This window comes from Luteimicrobium subarcticum, assembly GCF_002798015.1.
GTDB lineage: Bacteria > Actinomycetota > Actinomycetes > Actinomycetales > Cellulomonadaceae > Luteimicrobium > Luteimicrobium subarcticum.
The window spans coordinates 32,465-50,880 of the sequence record NZ_PGTZ01000008.1 but is presented as its reverse complement, the minus strand read 5'-3'; the positions used below and the strand labels follow the sequence as shown (position 1 = coordinate 50,880).

Sequence of the window (18,416 nt, the reverse complement as noted above, 5' to 3'; positions counted from 1 at the left end):
CCGACCCGTGGGTCAGCGCAGGCCGGTGGGCCGGTGCAGCGCGAGCTGGATCAGCTCGTCGACGAGCGCCGGGTAGTCGATCCCGGACGCCGCCCACATGCGGGGGAACATCGAGAACGGCGTGAAACCGGGCATGGTGTTGATCTCGTTGACGACGACGTCGCCGTCCCCGGTGACGAACACGTCGACGCGCGAGAGACCCTCGCCGCCCACGGCCTCGAACGTGCGGACCGCGAGGTCGCGCACCTGCTCGACCACGTCGTCCGGGAGGTCCGCCGGGCAGCGCAGGTCGACGTGCGCCTCGTCGAGGTACTTCGCCTCGAAGTCGTAGAACGCGTGGGCGTCCGGGGCGACGACGATCTCGCCGGGCAGCGACGCGCGCGCGCGCTCGCCGGAGCGTCCGCCGAGGACCGCGCACTCGATCTCGCGCCCGACGATCCCGGCCTCGATCACGACCTTCGGGTCGTGCTCGTGCGCCGCGGACATCGCGGCCGGCAGGTCGGCGAGGTCGTCGACGCGCGAGATCCCGAGGCTGGAGCCCGCGCGGGCGGGCTTGACGAAGAGCGGCAGGCCGAGCTCGGCGACGCGGGCGGTGACCTCGTCCCGGTCGCGCTCCCACTGGCCGGGCAGGACGACCGTGAACGGGCCCACGGGGATGCCGTGGCCCTGCAGCACGAGCTTCATGTAGTGCTTGTCCATGCCGACGGCGGACGCGAGCACGCCCGCGCCGACGTAGCGGACGTCGGCGAGGTCGAGCAGACCCTGGAGCGTGCCGTCCTCGCCGAACGGGCCGTGCAGCAACGGCATCACGACGTCGACCTCGCCGAGCTCGCGCGGCGGCTGCGCCGGCTCGAGGACGCGCAGCCCACGACGCCCGACCGCGAGCGGCAGGACGACCTCTCCCCCGCCGGCGGCGACCTCGGGCAGCCCGCCCGCGGTCAGCAGCCACCGGTCCGGGTCGTCGTCCGCGAGCACCCACTCGCCGGAGCGCGTGATGCCGACGGGGACGACGTCGTAGCGGTCGCGGTCGATCGCGCGGAGCACGCTCGCCGCCGTGAGGCACGAGATCGGGTGCTCCCCCGACCGACCGCCGAAGAGGACCATGACGCGCGGACGGCGGGCAGCCTGCTCGTGGGGCGCGAGTTCGTGAGGGGACATCGGGTCGAGGGTACCCGAGCAGGCACGACGCCCCGCGCGGCCAACTAGGCTGGCCGGGTGAGCACGCCCGCCGAGAAGCCGTCCCCCGCCACCCTCGCCGTCGCCGCCGGACGCCCGCCGCGCGCCCAGGGCGCCCCGGTGAACCCACCGCTCGTCTGGTCGTCCACCTATGTCTCGCAGGGCGTCCAGGGTGCCGGCGAGCTGCTGTACGCGCGGATGGGCACGGAGACCTGGACGCCGTTCGAGGAGGCCGTGGGCGCGCTCGAGGGGGCGAGCCGGCCGGCACTGGTGTTCGGCTCCGGCATGGCGGCCGTGGCGGCCGTCTTCTCGCTCGTGCCTCCGGGGTCGACCGTCGTGGTGCCGCGGCACGCCTACCAGGTCAGTCTCGGCCTGGCGGACGACCTGGCGGCCCGGCACGGCGGGACCGTGATCCGCGTCGACGTGGACCGGACCGACGAGGTCCTCGAGGTCGTCGCCGGGCTCGACCCGGCACGCTCGCTGCTGTGGCTCGAGTCGCCGACCAACCCGATGCTCGAGGTGGCGGACCTGCCCGCGCTGCTCGCGGCGGCGCGGGAGCGCGGCGTCCTCAGCGCGGTCGACAACACGTTCGCGACCCCGCTGGGCCAGAACCCGCTCGCGTGGGGGGCCGACGTCGTCGTGCACTCGGCGACGAAGTACCTGGCCGGCCACTCCGACGTCGTGCTCGGGGTGACCGTGACCGACGACGAGCGGCTGCACGCGGACCTGCTCAAGCACCGGACCATGCACGGTGCGATCGCCGGTCCGGCAGAGGTGTGGCTCGCGCTGCGCGGGCTGCGCACGCTCGCGCTGCGGGTCGAGCGGTCGCAGGCGAACGCCGCCGAGCTCGCGGCACGCCTGTCCGGGCACCCCGCGGTCGCGCAGGTGCGCCACCCGTCCCTGCCGGGCGACCCGGGCCACGAGGTCGCCGCGCGCACGATGCGCGGGTTCGGCTCGGTGCTGGGCCTGCGGCCCGTCGGCGGCGCGGCGGGCGCCGACGCGCTCGTCGCGGCGGTGCGCCTGTGGGTCCCGGCGACGAGCCTCGGCGGGGTCGAGTCGTCGCTCGAGCGGCGCCGCCGGTTCGCGACCGAGTCGCGCACGGTGCCGGAGGACCTGCTGCGGCTGTCGGTAGGCATCGAGGACGTCGAGGACCTCTGGGCCGACCTCGCACAGGCGCTCGACGCGGCCGCGGGCGCGGCCTGACCAGCCTCAGCCCGACGTCTCGGGCTTCTGCGGCCGCCCGATCAGGGCACGCGTGATCTCGTCCACCGACCGGCCCTCGTGGAACATCGCGACGGCGGCCTGGGTGATCGGCATCTCGACGCCGTGCCGCTCCGCGAGCTCGAGGATCGACCGGCACGACTTCACGCCTTCGGCGGTGCCCCCGGTCGCGACCACCGCATCGTCGAGGGACATGCCCTCGCCCACGTGGCGGCCGAGCCGGTGGTTGCGCGACTGCGGCGACGCGCACGTCGCCATGAGGTCGCCCATCCCGGCGAGGCCGGAGAAGGTCTCGACGTGCGCCCCGAGGACGAGCCCGAGCCGGGTGATCTCGACGAGCCCGCGCGTGATGACGGTCGCCATCGTGTTGAACCCGTAGCCGCGACCCTGGGCGACACCCACGACGAGCGCGATGACGTTCTTCGCGGCGCCGCACAGCTCGACCCCGACGACGTCGGCGTTGGTGTACGGGCGGAAGTACGGGGTCGAGCAGGCGGCGGCGACCTCGCTCGCCGCGCCGGCGCCGACCGACGACACGACCGTCGCGGTGGGCTGACGGGCGGCGATCTCGCCCGCGAGGTTCGGCCCGGACACCACGACGAGCCGCTCGGGCGGCACCCCGAGGACCTCCTCGAGCACCTGGCTCATGCGCCGGTCCGTGCCGAGCTCGACACCCTTCATGAGCGACACCACGACGGCGTCGTCGGCCACGAGCGCACGGAACGGCGCGAGCGTGTCGCGCGCGCTCTGCGACGGGATGGCGGCGACGACCAGACGTGCGCCGGAGACGGCCTCGGCGGCGTCCGTGGTCGCCGACACGCCGTCGGGGAGCCGGACCCCGGGCAGGTAACGCTCGTTCGTCCGGTGCGCGGCGACCTCGGTGGCGATCTCGGGGCGCCGCGTCCACACGCGGACCTCGCAGCCCGCGTCCGCGAGCACCGCGGCGAAGGTGGTGCCCCAGCTCCCCGAGCCGAGGACCGCGACGTGCCGCGACGTCCTGTCGACGACGCCGGCCGTCACGCCTCGTCCCTCGGGACCGCGTCGCCGCCGCCCGCCGCGGGCTTGCGCCGCATGTCGAAGCGCTCGGCGGGCGGCTGCTCGCCGCGGATCTCGGCGAGCAGGGCGGTGATCGCGTCGAGGACCCGGTCGGTGGCCTCGCGCAGCGTGACCGTGTCGAGCGGGCGGTCGTACAGGTCGCTCAGATCGACAGGCGTGCCGGCGTGCACGTGCACGAGCTTGCGCGGGAAGGGCTTGAACACCTTCGAGTAGCGACCGAGCACGTCCTGCGCGCCCCACTGGGCGACCGGCACCACGGGGACGCGACTGGTCAGCGCGAGGCGCGCCATGCCTGTCTTGCCGGCCATCGGCCACAGGTCGGGGTCACGGGTCAGCGTGCCCTCGGGGAAGATCGCGATGCAGGCGCCCTCGTGCAGCTCGCGGGTGGCGACGCGGAGCGACTCCCCGGCGTCCACCGAGCCGCGCGCCACGGGGATCATCCGGGTCGCGTCGAGCACCTGCCGCAGGCCGAACACCTTCCACAGGGACGACTTCGCGAGGATCCGCGGCTCGTGCCCGTTGTCGTACACGTAGTGCGCGAGCGTCAGCGGGTCGAAGTTCGTCATGTGGTTCGACGCGACGATGAACCCGCTGTCGGACGGCATGTTCTCACCGCCCTGCCAGTCACGGCGGGTGATCGAGGACATGAGCGGTCGGACGATGCCCGCGATGACGCGGTACCCGAACGACGAAGGGTGGGCTTTCGGCACGATGGACCAGCCTACCGGGACGTCGGGGCCGTCAGTCGCGGCCGACCTCGGCGCCGAGCGCGTCCAGCTTCTCCTGGAAGTGCTCGTAGCCGCGGTCGATCAGCGAGATGCCCCGCACGGTCGAGGTGCCCTTCGCGGTGAGGGCCGCGATGAGGTGGCTGAACCCGCCGCGCAGGTCCGGCACCTCGATCTCGGCCGCCTCCAGGGGCGTCGGACCCGAGATCACCGCGGAGTGGTGGAAGTTGCGCTGTCCGAACCGGCACGGCCGACCGCCCAGGCACTCCTTGTAGACCTGGATGGTGGCCCCCATGCCGACGAGCGCCTCGGTGAACCCGAACCGGTTCTCGTACACCGTCTCGTGGACGATGGACAGGCCCCGCGCCTGCGTGAGCGCGACGACCAGAGGCTGCTGCCAGTCCGTCATGAAGCCGGGGTGGACGTCCGTCTCCAGGACGATCGCGTCGAGGTCGCCGCCCGGGTGGTAGAAGCGGATGCCGTCCTCGCCGACCTCGAACTCGCCCCCGACCTTCCGGTACGTGTTGAGGAACGTCATCATCTCGGGCTGCGTCGCGCCCTTGACCGTGATGTCGCCGCCCGTCGCCAGCGCGGCGCACGCCCAGGACGCCGCCTCGATCCGGTCGCCCAGCGCGGTGTGGCGGAAACCCACGAGGCGGTCGACGCCCTCGATCCGGATCACGCGGTCCGTGTCGACCGAGATCACCGCGCCCATCTTCTGCAGGACCGCGATGAGGTCCATGATCTCGGGCTCGATCGCCGCGTTCGACAGCTCGGTGACGCCCTCGGCGCGCACGGCGGTCAGCAGGAGCTGCTCGGTCGCGCCCACGCTGGGGTACGGGAGGTTGACCTTCGTGCCGTGCAGGCCGCGCGGCGCCCGGATGTGGATGCCCTGCTCACGCTTGTCCACCACCGCGCCGAACTGGCGCAGGATGTCGAGGTGGTAGTTGATCGGCCGGTCGCCGATGTGGCAGCCACCGAGGTCGGGGATGAACGCCTCGCCCAGACGGTGCAGCAGGGGGCCGCAGAACAGGATCGGGATCCGGCTCGAGCCCGCGTGGGCGTCGATGTCGGCCACGTGGGCCGACTCGACGTTGCTCGGGTCGAGCGTGAGGACGCCACCCTTGGCGTCCGCGTCGACGGCCACGCCGTGCAGCTCGAGGAGCCCCGTGACGACGTTGACGTCGCGGATCTGCGGCACGTTGCGCAGGACGCTCGGCGTCTCGCCCAGCAGCGCGGCCACCATCGCCTTCGACACGAAGTTCTTCGCACCGCGCACGGTGATCTCACCGCTCAGCGGGTTCCCCCCGTTGACGTACAGCAGATCAGACATAGGCCTATCGTCACCCACAGCTCGTCGTCGTTCGCGCAACGCGAGGTCAGCGCGGCGCGGCTCGTCGTGCGGGCCCCCACCCGCACAGCACGCCCTCGTCGGGCGTCCGCACCACGGTACGCCACCAGCGAGGCGCATCGCGGGTCGGTCCGTCCGGGACACGCGCCGCGCACCGCACCCTCGCAGGCCCTCCACACGGCTCGTGGCGGCGCCTCACGACCGCGGCGCGGGCCGACTGCGGCCCGGCGGCACGCGGTCCGGCGGCGCACGGTCTACCGTCGGCAGCATGCGCTACGGGATCGTCGCGAGCAGCGGCACGGCGCGGCAGGTCGTCGACCTCGCCGTCGAGGCCGAGCGTGCCGGCTGGGACGGCTTCTTCACGTGGGACGGCGTGAGCATCGGCCCCCTCGACACGTGGGACCCCTGGGCGGTCCTCGCGGCGGCGGCGGTCCGCACGGAGCGCGTGACCCTGGGCGCGCTCGTGGTGGCCGTCCCCCGGCGCCGCGCGTGGGACCTCGCGCGGCAGGCGCTCACGGTCGACCACCTGTCCGGTGGCCGGCTGGTGCTCCCGGTGGGCGTCGGCGCGGTCGACGACCGGGCGTTCGCGGGGGTGCCCGGCCAGGTGACGGCGCTGCGCGACCGCGCGGAGGCGCTCGACGAGGTGCTCGCCTTCCTCGACCAGGCGTGGACGGGCGAGCCGTTCGACGCCGAGGGGCCGCACGTCACCGCGCACCGCATGCAGTTCCTCCCTCGGCCGGTCCAGCGGCCGCGCGTGCCCGTGTGGCCCGTCGCGGCCTGGCCGAGCGCGTCCTCGCTGGACCGTGCCGCACGCTTCGAAGGTGTCGTGCCGCAGCTGCGCGGCGAGCGCGGTTTCGAGCCCCTGGCGGCGCAGGACGTCGCGGCGTTGTGCACCGACCTGGCACAGCGCCGCGCCGCGGTGGGACGCACCGGTGAATTCGACGTGGTGGTGCAGGGCGTGACGGACGACGCCGACCCGGGCGCCTCCCGGGTGCGGCTGAGCGCCCTGGCGGACGCCGGCGCCACGTGGTGGGTCGAGGCGCGCTGGGACCCCGTGTCGGCGACGCCCGACGCGCTCCTCACGCGGGTACGACAGGGCCCTCCCGGTCCGTAGCGGTCCGGGAGGGCCCTGTGGCGCGCAGGCCTCAGACGCTGGGGCGCGCGGCCTCGATGTCGACCTTCGGCAGGTGCTTGGCCGGGAGCGTCCGGGGACGCCACGACGCGCGCGACTGCTCGAACGCGGTGATGTCCTCCTCGTGCTGGAGGGTCAGGCCGATGTCGTCGAAGCCCTCCATGAGGCGCCAGCGCGTGTAGTCGTCGACGTGGAACGGCACGGTGACGTCGTCCGCGTGGACGGTGCGCTCCACGAGGTCCACGGTCACCTCGGTGCCGGGGTTCGCCTCGAGGATCTTCCACAGGAGCTCGATGTCCTCCTGGGCGACCTGGCCGGCGAGCAGGCCCTGCTTGCCGGAGTTGCCGCGGAAGATGTCCGCGAAGCGCGACGCGAGGACGACGCGGAAGCCGTAGTCCTTGAGCGCCCACACGGCGTGCTCACGGGACGAGCCGGTGCCGAAGTCGGGCCCGGCGACGAGGACGGACCCCGCGGAGTACGCCGGCTGGTTGAGCACGAACGACGGGTCCGAGCGCCAGGCGGAGAACAGGGCGTCCTCGAAGCCGGTCCGCGTGATCCGCTTGAGGTACACGGCGGGGATGATCTGGTCGGTGTCGACGTTGCTGCGGCGCAGCGGCACACCGACGCCGGTGTGGGTGGTGAACTTCTCCATGACAGGTCTCTCTTCGCAGGTCTGTGGCGCGGCCTCGGTGCGGGCTGCAGGGCTGGTGGGCGTCCGGGGCGGCGTGCCACCCCGCGCCGGTCAGACCTGCAGCGGGACGCGCGGGTCCAGGGGGGTCAGCGGCGAGCCGTCGAGCTCGGCGAGGTCGAGGTCGAGCTCGATCCCGTCGGCGGCGAGGTCGGCTGCGGACGACAGCGTGCCGCGCAGGGCGGTCGCGGCGGCGACGACGGGCGACACGAGGTGCGTGCGCCCGCCCTTGCCCTGGCGGCCCTCGAAGTTGCGGTTCGAGGTCGACGCGGCGCGCTCCCCCGGCTTGAGCTGGTCGGGGTTCATGCCGAGGCACATCGAGCAGCCGGCGTTGCGCCACTCGGCGCCGAAGTCCTTGAAGATCGTGTCGAGACCCTCGGCCTCGGCCTGCAGCCGCACGCGCGCCGAGGCCGGCACGACGAGCACCCGGACGTCGTCGTTCTTGGTCTTGCCCTGGATGATCTTCGCGACCGTCCGGAGGTCCTCGATGCGGCCGTTGGTGCACGAGCCGATGAAGACGGTGTCGACCTTGAGGTCGCGCAGCGGCGCGCCGGGGGTCAGGCCCATGTACTCGATCGCGCGCTCGGCGGCGACACGCTCGTTGGCGTCGGCGATCTCGGCGGGCACCGGGACGTTGGCCGAGAGCGGCAGGCCCTGGCCGGGGTTGGTGCCCCAGGTCACGAACGGCTCGAGGTCGGACGCGTGCAGGACGACCTCGGTGTCGAAGACGGCATCGTCGTCGGAGCGCAGGGTCTTCCAGTACTCGACGGCGGCGTCCCAGTCCTCGCCCTCGGGCGCGTGCGGGCGGCCCTTGAGGTACTCGAACGTGGTCTCGTCGGGCGCGATCATGCCGGCGCGCGCACCGGCCTCGATCGACATGTTGCAGATCGTCATCCGCGCCTCCATGGAGAGGCTGCGGATGGCCTCGCCGCGGTACTCGAGCACGTAGCCCTGCCCGCCGCCGGTGCCGATCTTGGCGATGATCGCGAGGATGATGTCCTTGCTCGTGGTGCCCGGGGGCAGCTCGCCGTCGACGTTGATCGCCATGGTCTTGAACGGCTGCAGCGGGAGCGTCTGGGTCGCCATGACGTGCTCGACCTCGGACGTGCCGATGCCGAACGCCAGCGCGCCGAACGCGCCGTGCGTGGACGTGTGCGAGTCGCCGCAGACCACGGTCAGGCCGGGCTGCGTGAGGCCGAGCTGCGGACCGACCTGGTGGACGATGCCCTGGTCGGCGTCGCCGAGCGAGTGGATGCGCACGCCGAACTCGGCGGCGTTGGCACGCAGCGTGTCGATCTGCTTGCGGCTCGTCGCGTCGGCGATCGGCAGGTCGATGTCGAGCGTCGGGGTGTTGTGGTCCTCGGTCGCGATCGTGAGGTCCGGACGGCGCACGGGGCGGCCTGCGAGACGGAGCCCCTCGAACGCCTGCGGGCTCGTCACCTCGTGGATGAGGTGCAGGTCGATGTAGAGGAGGTCCGGGGTGCCGTCCGTGCCACGGCGCACCAGGTGCGCCTCCCAGACCTTCTCTGCCAGCGTGCCGGCCATGGTGTTCCTCTCCTCGTCGCGCGTCGGCAGCCGTGGGCTGCCGCGGGGGGGTCGCGGCGCCGTCGCCAGGGTCGCGCCGCCGGGTGCGGGGCGATACTACGCGGGTCGCGGGGCCGAGCTTGCATCTCAGCGTTTGAGACGCCAGTATTCGACCTATGGACAATAGTAGCGGAGTCGGAGTGCTGGACAAGGCCGCGTCCGTGCTCAGCGCCCTCGAGGCCGGGCCGGCGACGTTGGCGCAGCTCGTGAACTCGACCCAGCTCGCACGGCCGACCGCCCACCGCCTCGCGGTCGCTCTCGAGAACCTGCGCTTCGTGTCGCGCGACATGCAGGGTCGGTTCGTCCTCGGCCCGCGGCTCAACGAGCTCGCGACCGCCGCGGGTGAGGACCGTCTCCTCGCGGCGGCCAACCCGGTGCTCACCGCGCTGCGCGACCACACCGGCGAGAGCGCCCAGCTCTACCGCCGCCAGGGCGACCTGCGCATCTGCGTCGCGACGGCCGAGCGCCCGGTCGGCCTGCGCGACTCGATCCCGGTCGGCGCGACCCTGACGATGTCGGCCGGGTCCGCCGCCCAGATCCTGCTGGCCTGGGAGGAGCCGGACCGGCTGCACCGCGGGCTGCGCGACGCCAAGTTCACGGCCACCGTGCTGTCGGGCGTCCGACGCCGCGGGTGGGCCCAGTCCGTGGGCGAGCGCGAGCTCGGGGTCGCGTCGGTGTCCGCGCCGGTGCGGAGCCCGTCCGGGCGCGTGGTGGCCGCCGTGTCGATCTCGGGCCCGGTGGAGCGCCTGACGCGTCAGCCCGGTCGGCTGCACGCTCCTGCCGTCGCGGCTGCCGCGGGGCGCCTCACCGAGGTGCTCAAGCGCGCGGGCGAGTAGGGATCTCCATCGTCCCGCCGTCCGAGCGGCCCGGGCGGGGCCGGGACGACCCCGGGACGACCGACGGCGGCGGTGGCACCGGCGACGCGGGGGTTCCGGTCCGCGGCGCTCCTGCGCTGTCGGTGCTTCCGGGGCCGCCGGTGCCACCGGTGCCACCGGTGCCGAACAACGTGTCGCAGATGCGGCGGTAGGTGTCGTCGGGACGGACCACGAAGTCGATCCGCCGCATCGCCTGGTCCTGCCCGGCGGACTCGAGGACGAACGTCCCGTACTGCAGCACCTGGCCGAGGAACGACCGCGTGTAGCTCATGTCGGTGACCTTGCCCATGGGCATCATCCCGACGCGCTGGTTGATGACGCCCGTCGTCATGAGCAGCCGCTTGTCGGTCGCGACGAACCAGTGCCGGTGCCACTCCAGGAGGCGCCAGGCGGCTCGCGCGAGGGGCACGAAGCCGAGCAGCCACACGAGGCCCACGTCGACGCCGTAGCGCTCCTCGATCCCCGCGAACAGGAAGCCGGCGACGAGGAAGCCCACGAGCGCCGTCACGACCGGCTCGACGACGGCCGCCCAGTGCCGCCGCTGGGCGACGACCACGCGCTCCTCGACGAGCAGGACGCGGCGCAGCAGCGGGTTGCGGAGCAGCGGGGCCTGCGGGACGGGCGCGAACGCCCCTCCGCGGGGCTGAGTGCGGGACGTGGCCACGGGCACGTCAGTTCATGAGCGAGGAGAAGAACTGACCGATGCCGTGGAAGGCCTGGCCGATGATCGATCCGATCGACTTGATGACGTCGGCCACCTGGTCGGGGCTCGTCACGATCGCGTAGATCACGAAAGCGACCGCGAGCCAGATCAAGAGCGTCTTGACCTTGCCGGGCATGGGGGTCTCCTCGGGGTCTGCGGGGCCGGCCGGAACCCTCGCGAGGGCCACGACCGCCTGCTGTACGGCGCGGGCGTTCCGATCGGGTCGAACCGGACGCTCGGCCGCGAGTCTACTCATAGCGGGACGCCTCGCAGCGGGGCGCCGCGCCGTGGACGACCGACTTCGCCGGGGAACGACGGAGGCCCGATCACCGTGATGGTGACCGGGCCTCTGCTGTACCCCCAACGGGATTTGAACCCGTGTTACCGCCGTGAGAGGGCGGCGTCCTAGGCCGCTAGACGATGGGGGCCTGGGTCGATGAGCGCTTGCGCGATCACCTGCCGGTTGAGAACTCTACCCTAGTTTCGGAGCGGTTCTGACCACTCCGCTCTCGAGGAGAGCTCTCCGCTGGGGTACCAGGACTCGAACCTAGACTAAGTGAACCAGAATCACTCGTGCTGCCAATTACACCATACCCCATGGGGGTAATTCCTCCCGTTCCAGACGGCCTGCCGGCCGGCTTTCCGTGAAGGTCTCACCGGGCGAGAACATTACCGGACAGGAGCCCCGAGGACCAAAACGGCCGCTCAGAGGCCCGTCTCAGGGCCCGTCTCACACCAGCAGGCCGACGAGACCCGTGAGCGCCGGCACGACCACCGCACCCGCCGCGACCGCCGTCGCCGGGTCCTCCGCGTGCGGCCCACCGCGCCGCGTGCCCGGCCGGTCCAGCCACACGCCCCGCAGACCAGCACGCACCGCCCCGAGCGCGTCGACGTCGAGCTCGTCGCCCACGTAGACCGTCCGGCCGGGGTCGGCCCCCAGCAGGTGCGCTCCCTCACGGAACACGCGCGGGTCGGGCTTGCCGACGCCGAACGTCTCCACGGTCACGAGCACCGGGACGTCGGCCAGCCCGCACGCGGCCAGCTTGCGCCGCTGGAGGTCCGCGCCCGCGTTCGTCACGGCGCCGACGAGCAGGCCGGCGCGGGTCAGGGCGTCCACGGTGGTCCGAGCGTCGGCGAACGGCCGCCAGGCCGCCTCGAACGCCCCCCAGAACACCTCCAGCCAGGCCGGGTACGACGCCTCGTCCACGGGCGGGCCCCCGAACGCCCGGTGCAGCTCGTCGGCGCGCCGGCGGCGTTGCTCGTCGAACGTGACCTCGCCGCGGGTGTACGCGCGGTAGCGGCCGTGCGGGTCTGCCCGCCACAGGGCGACCATCGCGTCGAGCCGCTCCGGGCCGACGTCGGGCAGGAACGCCCGCCGGACGGCGTCGACCGACGCCGTGAACGCCCCGCGCGTGTCGACGAGCGTGTCGTCGACGTCGAGCAGCACGGCGTCCACGGCGCCCGCCCACTCCCCCGGCGCAGCGGGGTCGGGCGGCGTGCTCACGACGCGTCGGCCTCCGCGGCGAGACGCGCGAGCGCCCGGTCCACGCGCGCGAGCGTCCGTTCGCGGCCGAGGATCTCCAGCGTCTCGAACAGCGGCAGACCGACCGTCCGTCCCGTCACCGCGACCCGCACGGGCGCCTGCGCCTTCCCGAGCTTGAGACCGTGCGCCTCGCCCACCGCGGTCACGGCGTCTTTGAGCGGCTCGGCGGCCCACGGCTCCAGCGCGGCGAGGGCTGCCCGCGCGTCGGCGAGCAGCGCGGCGGCCGGCTCCTTCATGGCCTTCGCCCACGACGCCTCGTCACGGGCCGGCTCGTCGAGGAACAGGAAGTCCACGTTCTTCGTGATCTCGGACAGCAGCGCGACGCGCGTCTGGGCCAGCGGCGCGACCGCGTCGAAGACCGCCTGGTCGAACGCCTCGGGCGTCCACGGGGCGTACGGGGCGACGAGCCAGGGCGCGCAGGCCGCGGCGAAGTCCGCCACGGGCAGGGCCCGGACGTACTCGCCGTTGAACGCCGTGAGCTTCTTGATGTCGAAGAACGCGGGCGCCGAGTTCACCTCGTCGAGCCGGAAGCGGGACACGAGCTCGTCGAACGGCAGGATCTCCTCGTCGTTGCCCGGCGCCCAGCCCAGCAGCATGAGGTAGTTCACCATGGCGGCCGGCAGGATGCCCTCCGCGAAGAAGTCCTCCAGCGCCACCTTGTCACGCCGCTTCGAGAGCTTCTGACGCCTCTCGTTGACGAGGACGGGCAGGTGGGCCCACACGGGCGGCTCGGCGCCCAGCGCCTCCCACAGCATCTGCTGCTTCGGGGTGTTCGGCAGGTGCTCCTCGCCGCGCACGACGTGCGTGATGCGCTCGTCCATGTCGTCCACGACGTTCGCGAGCAGGAACACGGGCGACCCGTCGCCGCGCGCCACCACGAAGTCCTCGATCGCGGCGTTCGGGAAGACCGGGTTGCCGCGGACGACGTCCACGACGCTCGTCTCGCCCTCGTCCGGCGTGCGGAAGCGCAGCGCGCGGCCCGCCTCGTACGCGAGGCCGCGGTCACGGCAGTGGCCGTCGTAGCCCGCGTGCTGCGAGCCCGTGCGGGCCACCACGTCGTCCCGCGTGCAGTCGCAGTAGTACGCCCGACCCGCCTCGAACAGGCGCCCCGCGGCCTCCTGGTGGATGGCCACGTTCTGCGACTGGAAGTACGGGCCCTCGAACGTCGGGTCGCCCTCGTGGACGCCCAGCGACGCCATCGCTGACAGGATCCCGTCCGTCCACTCCGGACGGTTGCGTGCCGCGTCGGTGTCCTCGACGCGCAGGACGAACGTCCCGCCCGACTGCTTGGCGACGGCCCAGTTGAAGAGCGTCGAGCGGGCCGAGCCCACGTGGAACATGCCCGTCGGCGACGGGGCGAAGCGGACACGGATCGGCGAGCTGCCGGCAGCGGGGAAGGTCACGGGTCCAGGTTATCCGCCGTCCCGGGCCCGTGATGTCGGAGTGGCACCACCGGACCGTGCCACCGGCCCCCGGGGTCAGAGCGAGGGGTCGCGCCGCACCACGGGGTTGCTCAGCACGCCGAGCCCCTCGACCTCGCACTCGACCCGGTCGCCCGGGCTCAGCAGCCCGACGCCCGCGGGCGTGCCCGTGAGCACGACGTCGCCGGGCAGCAGCGTGAACGCCTCCGAGATGTACGAGATGAGGAACGCGACGTCGAACACCATCTCGCTGGTGCGGCCGTCCTGGCGCGGCTCACCGTTGACGCGGCTGGTCACCGCGAGGTCCTCGATGTCGAGGTCGGTCTCGATCCACGGCCCGAGCGGGCACGACGAGTCGAAGCCCTTCGCGCGCGCCCACTGGCCGTCGGTGCGCTGCGCGTCGCGGGCCGTCACGTCGTTCGCGACCGTGTACCCGAGCACGTGGTCGAGCGCCCGCTCCGGCGTGACGTCGCGGGTGAGGCGTCCGATGACGACGGCCAGCTCGGCCTCGTACGAGACCTCCTGGCTGAAGTCGGGCAGCACGATCGGGTCGTCCGGCCCGACGACCGCCGTGTTCGGCTTGAAGAACAGCAGCGGGCTCGTCGGCGGCGTACCGCCGTCCTCCATCTCGGCCGCGTGGGCCGCGTAGTTCTTCCCGACGGCGACGACCTTCGAGCGCGGGATCACCGGCGCGAGGAGGCGGACGCCGTCCCCGAGCTCGATCCGCTCCCCCGTCGGGGTCGTCGGCATGTAGAGCGGGTCACCGCTCAGGACTGCCAGGAAGGTGCGGTCACCCTCGGTCTGGACGATGGCGTAGCGGGGGTCGTCCCCGGTCGTGAATCTCGCGATGCGCACAGCCCCACCCTAACGACGAGGGCGGTCAGGCACGCGCGAGGACCTCGCCGTGCAGGACCGCGAACCAGCCGTCGGGCGACGCGGCCCACGACTTCCAGTCGTGGGCGAGCTGCTCGAGCGCGACGTCGTCGGCGAGCGCCGACTCCTGCGCCTGGACGGCGAAGTTCGACTCGAGGCAGCGCTCGGCCCACAGGTCGCCCCACCACTCGCGGTCCTGCGGGGTCGCGTAGCACCACACGCCCGCACTCGGGACGATCGCGTCGGCGTCGAAGCCGGCCTCCTGGACCCAGGACAGCAGCCGACGGCCCGCGTCGGCCTGGTAGCCGTAGGCGGCCGTGACCTCGTGGTACAGCGTGTTCCACTCGGTGAGGCCGGCGCTCTCGGGGTACCAGGTCATGGCGGAGTAGTCGGCGTCGCGGACCGCGACGAGACCGCCCGGCTTGGCGACCCGGCGCATCTCGCGCAGCGCGGCGACGGGGTCGGAGAGGTGCTGGAGCACCTGGTGGGCGTGCACGACGTCGAACGAGTCGTCCTCGAAGGGCAGCTCGTAGGCGTTCGCCTGGAGGAACTCGAGGCCCTCGATACCGCTCGTCGCGCCGAGCGCGCGCGCGTCCTCGAGGACCTTCGTGGACGCGTCGACGCCCACGACGCGGCCGGGCGCGACGATGCGGGCGAGGTCGACCGTGAGGGTCGCGGGGCCGCAGCCCACGTCGAGGAGCGACTGGCCGCGCACGAGGCGCGGCACGAGGTACGACGCCGAGTTCGCTGCGGTGCGCCAGCGGTGCGAGCGCAGGACGGACTCGTGGTGGCCGTGGGTGTAGGACTCGGACTCCGCAGACAGGGGGTGGTGCTGCGGCGTGCTCGGGGCCTCGACGTCGTCCTCGGCGAGCGGTGAGCCCGACAAGGAGACGCCCGGTGCGGTGGCGTCGGTCATTGTTCAACCGTAGGGCGTTGCCCGCATGGTGACCATGCGGTTCTCACATGGTGACCATGCGGCACGTCACTAGAGTCGGGAGCATGTCCGCGCTCCCCGCCACGACGTCGTCCGCTCCCCCTCCGCTCCGCCGGCTCGGCCGCTCCGGCCTCGTCGTGTCGGCGATCGGCCTCGGCTGCAACAACCTGGGCCGCAGCAACACCGTCACCGCGACACGGGAAGGCGTGCAGGCGCTGATCGACGCCGCGCTCGACGCGGGCGTCACCTTCTTCGACGTGGCCGACAACTACGGCGCGCGCCCGGGCCTCGCGGAGGAGGCCCTGGGCCGGGCGCTCGGGTCCCGGCGTGACGACGTCGTCGTCGCGACCAAGTTCGGCATGAGCGTGGGCGACCTCAACGGGCGCGACTTCGACGCCCGCGGCTCGCGCCGGTACGTCGTGCGGGCGGTCGAGGGGTCGCTGCGACGGCTCGGTACCGACCGGATCGACCTCTACCAGCTCCACACCCCGGACCCCCTCACGCCGATCGACGAGACGCTCGCCGCGCTCGACGACCTCGTGCGCGCCGGCAAGGTCCGGTACGTCGGGCACGCGAACCGCGCCGGCTGGCAGATCGCCGACGCCGAGCACGTCGCCCGTGCGCTCGGCACCACCCGGTTCGTCTCGACCCAGAACGAGTACAACCTCACGTCCCGGCTCGCCGAGCAGGAGGTGCTGCCCGCGGCGCAGGCGTACGGGCTGGGCGTCCTGCCCTACTACCCGCTCGCGAACGGTCTGCTCACCGGCAAGTACGCGCACGGGGCGCGGCCGGACGACGGCCGCCTCGTCCACTCCAAGCCCGACCTGCTCGACCGGGCACCCTGGGAGGCGCTGGCGCGCCTGCACGCGTTCGCGGAGGTCCGGGGTCTGCGCGACGCGACCGTCGCGCTCGGCTGGCTGCTCGCCCGCCCGCAGGTCGCCTCTGTGATCGCGGGCGCGACGACGCCCGAGCAGGTCCGGCAGAACGTCGCGTCCGCGGCCTGGGTGCCCACGCCGGACGACCTCGCGGAGCTCGACGACGTGTTCCCGCCCGCCCGCAGGGTGGCGCCGTTCTGACCGGGACCGGGCCCGCGGGCGGGCCGAGCACCGGGTCGGGCGGACGGACCGCGCTCCCGGTCGTCCGCGGCGCGACGGTCGACGACGAGACCCGGTGCGTCCACTGGGCGTCCCCGCTCGACGTCGTCGCGCTGCGGTTCTGGTGCTGCGGCACCTGGTACCCGTGCCACACGTGCCACGAGGAGGACGCCGACCACCGCGCGCTCCCCCGTCCGCGGGCGGCGTGGGGCGAGGAGTCCGCGCTGTGCGGAGTCTGCGGGCACCGCATGACGACGCCCGAGTACCGGTCGTCGTCCGCGTGCCCGCGCTGCACGGCGCCGTTCAACCCGGGCTGCGCCGCCCACGACCACCTCTACTTCGAGGGGTAGGCCTCAGGCGCCCGTGATCGCGACGACCTCGACGGTCGCGTCGGGCAGCGCCGCCCGGACGGCGGCGTCGGCGTCCGCGAACGCGAGCGCCGTGTGCGTGGCACCGGGGGCGAGGTCGTCGACCGCGACGGTCGTCCGCGCGACCTCGGCGCCCGTGGCGTCGTGCGCGACGAGCTCGACCGTGACGCTGTGGGTGACGTCGCCGATGTTGGTGACCTGGACCGGGACGCCTCCCGGCCTCGTCGAGGTCGTCGGGCGGTAGGCGTGCACGCTGGCCGAGACGTCGTCCACGATCGCCGTCCCGGACGTCGGGACGCCGTCGGCGGTGCCGACGGTCGCGACGTCGTCGGACGGGTCGCCGCCGAGCGGTGACGTCCCCGCCCCCTGGCTCCCGACGACCACCATCCCGACGAGGAGCGCGACGACGAACGCCGACGCACCGAGGCGCAGGGCCCGGGGGTCGGACGGCCGGGCGCGTCCCCACGCGACGACGGCGAGCACGACGGCGCCGACACCGAGGACGGCGGCGGCGACGCTCGCGAACGGCGCCGCGAGGACGCACGCGATCGCGAGGACCACGGAGAGCGCGACGAGCGGGCGGAAGCGGCGGCGGGTGCCGGCTCTGGTGTCTGCCACGGCGCTCCTTCCGTCGTTCGCCTGGTATATGCATGAAAAAGTCGATGCTTGTGTAACGTAACAGCAAAGTCTGGGAGGACGCCGTACGCTCGACGGGTGAAACCTCCCGTCCCCGCGTCGGCGTGGCACGCCCGTGCCGTCGCGCACGCGGAACGCGCGGACGGTCTCACCCGCACCTGGCGCGCGGGACGCGAGAGCGGCGGCGGCCACGCCGTCGAGGACTTCCTCTTCACCTACTACCCGACCCGGCCGGCCGCGCTGCGGCGCTGGCACCCGGGCGCCGGTGTCGTCCTCGGCGCCGCGCCTCCAGGATCGTCCGCAGACCTGGGAACGGCCTGGGCGGAGGTTGTGGGGCGACGCTGGTACCGGACCGTCGACGGACCCGACGGACCGGGGGTCGCGCTCGACGTCGACGCCTTCTTCGCGGAGCGCGCCGACACCGTCCGCTACGTGCGTGCGCTGCTCGCCGCGACCGCCGCCCGCAAGCCCCTGACCGGCTGCTTCGGCCTCCACGAGTGGGCCATGGTCTACCGCGACCACGCCACCGGACGCGACCACCGGCACCCCCTCCCCCTGCGCCTCGGCGGCGACGGCACCGACGCCGTCGTCGAGTCGCACCCGCTGCGCTGCACCCACTTCGACGCCTACCGGTTCTTCACCCCCGAGGCGTCCGGACGCAACACCACGCTCACCCGCGAGAGTCAGCTCGACACCGACCAGCCCGGCTGCCTGCACGCCGCGATGGACGTCTACAAGTGGTCGCTCAAGCTCGGGCCGCTCGTCCCGGGGGACGTCCTGCTCGACGCGTTCGAGCTCGCCCGCGAGATCCGGTACACCGACATGCAGGCGTCGCCGTACGACATGTCGTCCTACGGGCTCGAGCCCGTCGCGATCGAGACAGCGGACGGCAAGGCCGAGTACGTGCGCCGCCAGCGCGACAACGCCGTCCGGGGCAACGCGCTCCGCGAGCGCCTGGTCGCCGTGTGCGACGCCGTGCTGCCGGAGGGCGCACGGGCCTGATCCGCGCCCGCCACCACCGGCCGACGGCGTGTCA

Annotated in this window: 18 protein-coding genes, 2 tRNA genes and 1 pseudogene; 6 read left to right on the top strand and 15 right to left on the bottom strand. The window is 73.3% G+C overall.

Annotation, left to right across the window (positions count from 1 at the left end):
• Positions 1 to 12 precede the first annotated feature (12 nt).
• On the bottom strand, positions 13 to 1,158 hold the full coding sequence (locus CLV34_RS09040; RefSeq protein ID WP_245859131.1) for a D-alanine--D-alanine ligase family protein: 1,146 nt from the start codon (positions 1,156 to 1,158) through the stop codon (positions 13 to 15).
• Between the two features lie 57 nt (positions 1,159 to 1,215).
• On the opposite strand from CLV34_RS09040, the gene CLV34_RS09035 reads away from it, so the two are divergent.
• Positions 1,216 to 2,379: a trans-sulfuration enzyme family protein gene (locus CLV34_RS09035; RefSeq protein WP_100349987.1), complete on the top strand. Its 1,164-nt coding sequence runs from the start codon at positions 1,216 to 1,218 to the stop codon at positions 2,377 to 2,379.
• A gap of 6 nt (positions 2,380 to 2,385) precedes the next feature.
• On the opposite strand, the gene CLV34_RS09030 is transcribed toward CLV34_RS09035, so the two are convergent.
• The 3 genes from CLV34_RS09030 to murA are packed head-to-tail and all read right to left on the bottom strand — an operon-like array spanning position 2,386 to position 5,511.
• On the bottom strand, positions 2,386 to 3,417 hold the full coding sequence (locus tag CLV34_RS09030) for an NAD(P)H-dependent glycerol-3-phosphate dehydrogenase (protein ID WP_100349986.1): 1,032 nt from the start codon (positions 3,415 to 3,417) through the stop codon (positions 2,386 to 2,388).
• Positions 3,414 to 4,163 carry a lysophospholipid acyltransferase family protein gene (locus CLV34_RS09025; RefSeq protein ID WP_245859130.1) on the bottom strand — a complete coding sequence of 250 codons (750 nt, stop codon included), beginning with the start codon at positions 4,161 to 4,163 and terminating at the stop codon, positions 3,414 to 3,416. The genes CLV34_RS09030 and CLV34_RS09025 overlap by 4 nt, the downstream gene beginning before the upstream one ends.
• A gap of 31 nt (positions 4,164 to 4,194) precedes the next feature.
• Positions 4,195 to 5,511 (bottom strand): UDP-N-acetylglucosamine 1-carboxyvinyltransferase, encoded by a 1,317-nt coding sequence (gene murA / locus CLV34_RS09020; RefSeq protein WP_100349985.1) that lies wholly within the window; start codon positions 5,509 to 5,511, stop codon positions 4,195 to 4,197.
• 286 nt (positions 5,512 to 5,797) lie between these two features.
• Between murA and CLV34_RS09015 the strand changes: the two genes are divergently transcribed.
• Positions 5,798 to 6,643 (top strand): LLM class flavin-dependent oxidoreductase, encoded by an 846-nt coding sequence (locus CLV34_RS09015; RefSeq protein ID WP_100349984.1) that lies wholly within the window; start codon positions 5,798 to 5,800, stop codon positions 6,641 to 6,643.
• Positions 6,644 to 6,674: 31 nt separating this feature from the next.
• Here CLV34_RS09015 and leuD read toward each other — a convergent pair whose 3' ends face one another.
• Both leuD and leuC read right to left on the bottom strand, forming a co-directional pair.
• The gene (gene leuD, locus CLV34_RS09010; protein WP_100349983.1) at positions 6,675 to 7,313 is read right to left on the bottom strand and encodes a 3-isopropylmalate dehydratase small subunit; all 639 of its coding nucleotides are present in this window, start codon (positions 7,311 to 7,313) and stop codon (positions 6,675 to 6,677) included.
• 90 nt (positions 7,314 to 7,403) lie between these two features.
• Positions 7,404 to 8,894: a 3-isopropylmalate dehydratase large subunit gene (gene leuC / locus CLV34_RS09005; RefSeq protein ID WP_100349982.1), complete on the bottom strand. Its 1,491-nt coding sequence runs from the start codon at positions 8,892 to 8,894 to the stop codon at positions 7,404 to 7,406.
• A gap of 155 nt (positions 8,895 to 9,049) precedes the next feature.
• Between leuC and CLV34_RS09000 the strand changes: the two genes are divergently transcribed.
• Positions 9,050 to 9,769: an IclR family transcriptional regulator gene (locus CLV34_RS09000; protein WP_100349981.1), complete on the top strand. Its 720-nt coding sequence runs from the start codon at positions 9,050 to 9,052 to the stop codon at positions 9,767 to 9,769.
• On the opposite strand, the gene CLV34_RS08995 is transcribed toward CLV34_RS09000, so the two are convergent.
• The 8 genes from CLV34_RS08995 to CLV34_RS08965 all read right to left on the bottom strand — a co-directional run bounded on the left by CLV34_RS08995 (position 9,750) and on the right by CLV34_RS08965 (position 15,264).
• A complete protein-coding gene (locus CLV34_RS08995; protein ID WP_157803775.1) occupies positions 9,750 to 10,472 on the bottom strand; it encodes a PH domain-containing protein in 723 nt (240 codons plus the stop codon). The two genes, CLV34_RS09000 and CLV34_RS08995, sit on opposite strands and share 20 nt — an antisense overlap.
• Before the next feature lie 7 nt (positions 10,473 to 10,479).
• Complete coding sequence (locus tag CLV34_RS16565; protein ID WP_170044636.1) at positions 10,480 to 10,647, bottom strand: hypothetical protein; 168 nt, start codon at positions 10,645 to 10,647, stop codon at positions 10,480 to 10,482.
• 219 nt (positions 10,648 to 10,866) lie between these two features.
• A tRNA-Glu gene (locus tag CLV34_RS08990) sits at positions 10,867 to 10,939 on the bottom strand.
• 98 nt (positions 10,940 to 11,037) lie between these two features.
• Positions 11,038 to 11,109: transfer RNA gene (locus tag CLV34_RS08985), tRNA-Gln, on the bottom strand.
• A 132-nt stretch (positions 11,110 to 11,241) separates the two neighbouring features.
• Entirely contained in the window at positions 11,242 to 12,015 is a 774-nt protein-coding gene (locus CLV34_RS08980) for an HAD family hydrolase (RefSeq protein WP_100349979.1), read from the bottom strand.
• Complete coding sequence (gltX, locus tag CLV34_RS08975; RefSeq protein ID WP_100349978.1) at positions 12,012 to 13,457, bottom strand: glutamate--tRNA ligase; 1,446 nt, start codon at positions 13,455 to 13,457, stop codon at positions 12,012 to 12,014. Before gltX ends, CLV34_RS08980 begins: the two co-directional genes overlap by 4 nt.
• Before the next feature lie 75 nt (positions 13,458 to 13,532).
• Positions 13,533 to 14,330, bottom strand: coding sequence for a fumarylacetoacetate hydrolase family protein (locus tag CLV34_RS08970; RefSeq protein ID WP_100349977.1), 798 nt, complete (start codon positions 14,328 to 14,330; stop codon positions 13,533 to 13,535).
• A gap of 25 nt (positions 14,331 to 14,355) precedes the next feature.
• A complete protein-coding gene (locus tag CLV34_RS08965; protein WP_100349976.1) occupies positions 14,356 to 15,264 on the bottom strand; it encodes a class I SAM-dependent methyltransferase in 909 nt (302 codons plus the stop codon).
• Between the two features lie 83 nt (positions 15,265 to 15,347).
• On the opposite strand from CLV34_RS08965, the gene CLV34_RS08960 reads away from it, so the two are divergent.
• Positions 15,348 to 16,358, top strand: a complete 1,011-nt coding sequence (locus CLV34_RS08960) for an aldo/keto reductase (protein ID WP_100349975.1) — start codon at positions 15,348 to 15,350, stop codon at positions 16,356 to 16,358.
• Positions 16,283 to 16,615, top strand: a pseudogene (locus CLV34_RS17265) (CHY zinc finger protein); the annotation flags it as partial. The gene CLV34_RS08960 and the pseudogene CLV34_RS17265, both read left to right, overlap by 76 nt.
• Positions 16,616 to 16,729: 114 nt before the next feature.
• On the opposite strand, the gene CLV34_RS08950 reads toward CLV34_RS17265, so the two are convergent.
• A complete protein-coding gene (locus CLV34_RS08950; RefSeq protein WP_100349973.1) occupies positions 16,730 to 17,362 on the bottom strand; it encodes an FxLYD domain-containing protein in 633 nt (210 codons plus the stop codon).
• 96 nt (positions 17,363 to 17,458) lie between these two features.
• Here CLV34_RS08950 and CLV34_RS08945 point away from each other — a divergent pair, with 96 nt between their 5' ends.
• Positions 17,459 to 18,382: a 3-methyladenine DNA glycosylase gene (locus tag CLV34_RS08945; RefSeq protein WP_100349972.1), complete on the top strand. Its 924-nt coding sequence runs from the start codon at positions 17,459 to 17,461 to the stop codon at positions 18,380 to 18,382.
• Positions 18,383 to 18,416 lie beyond the last annotated feature (34 nt).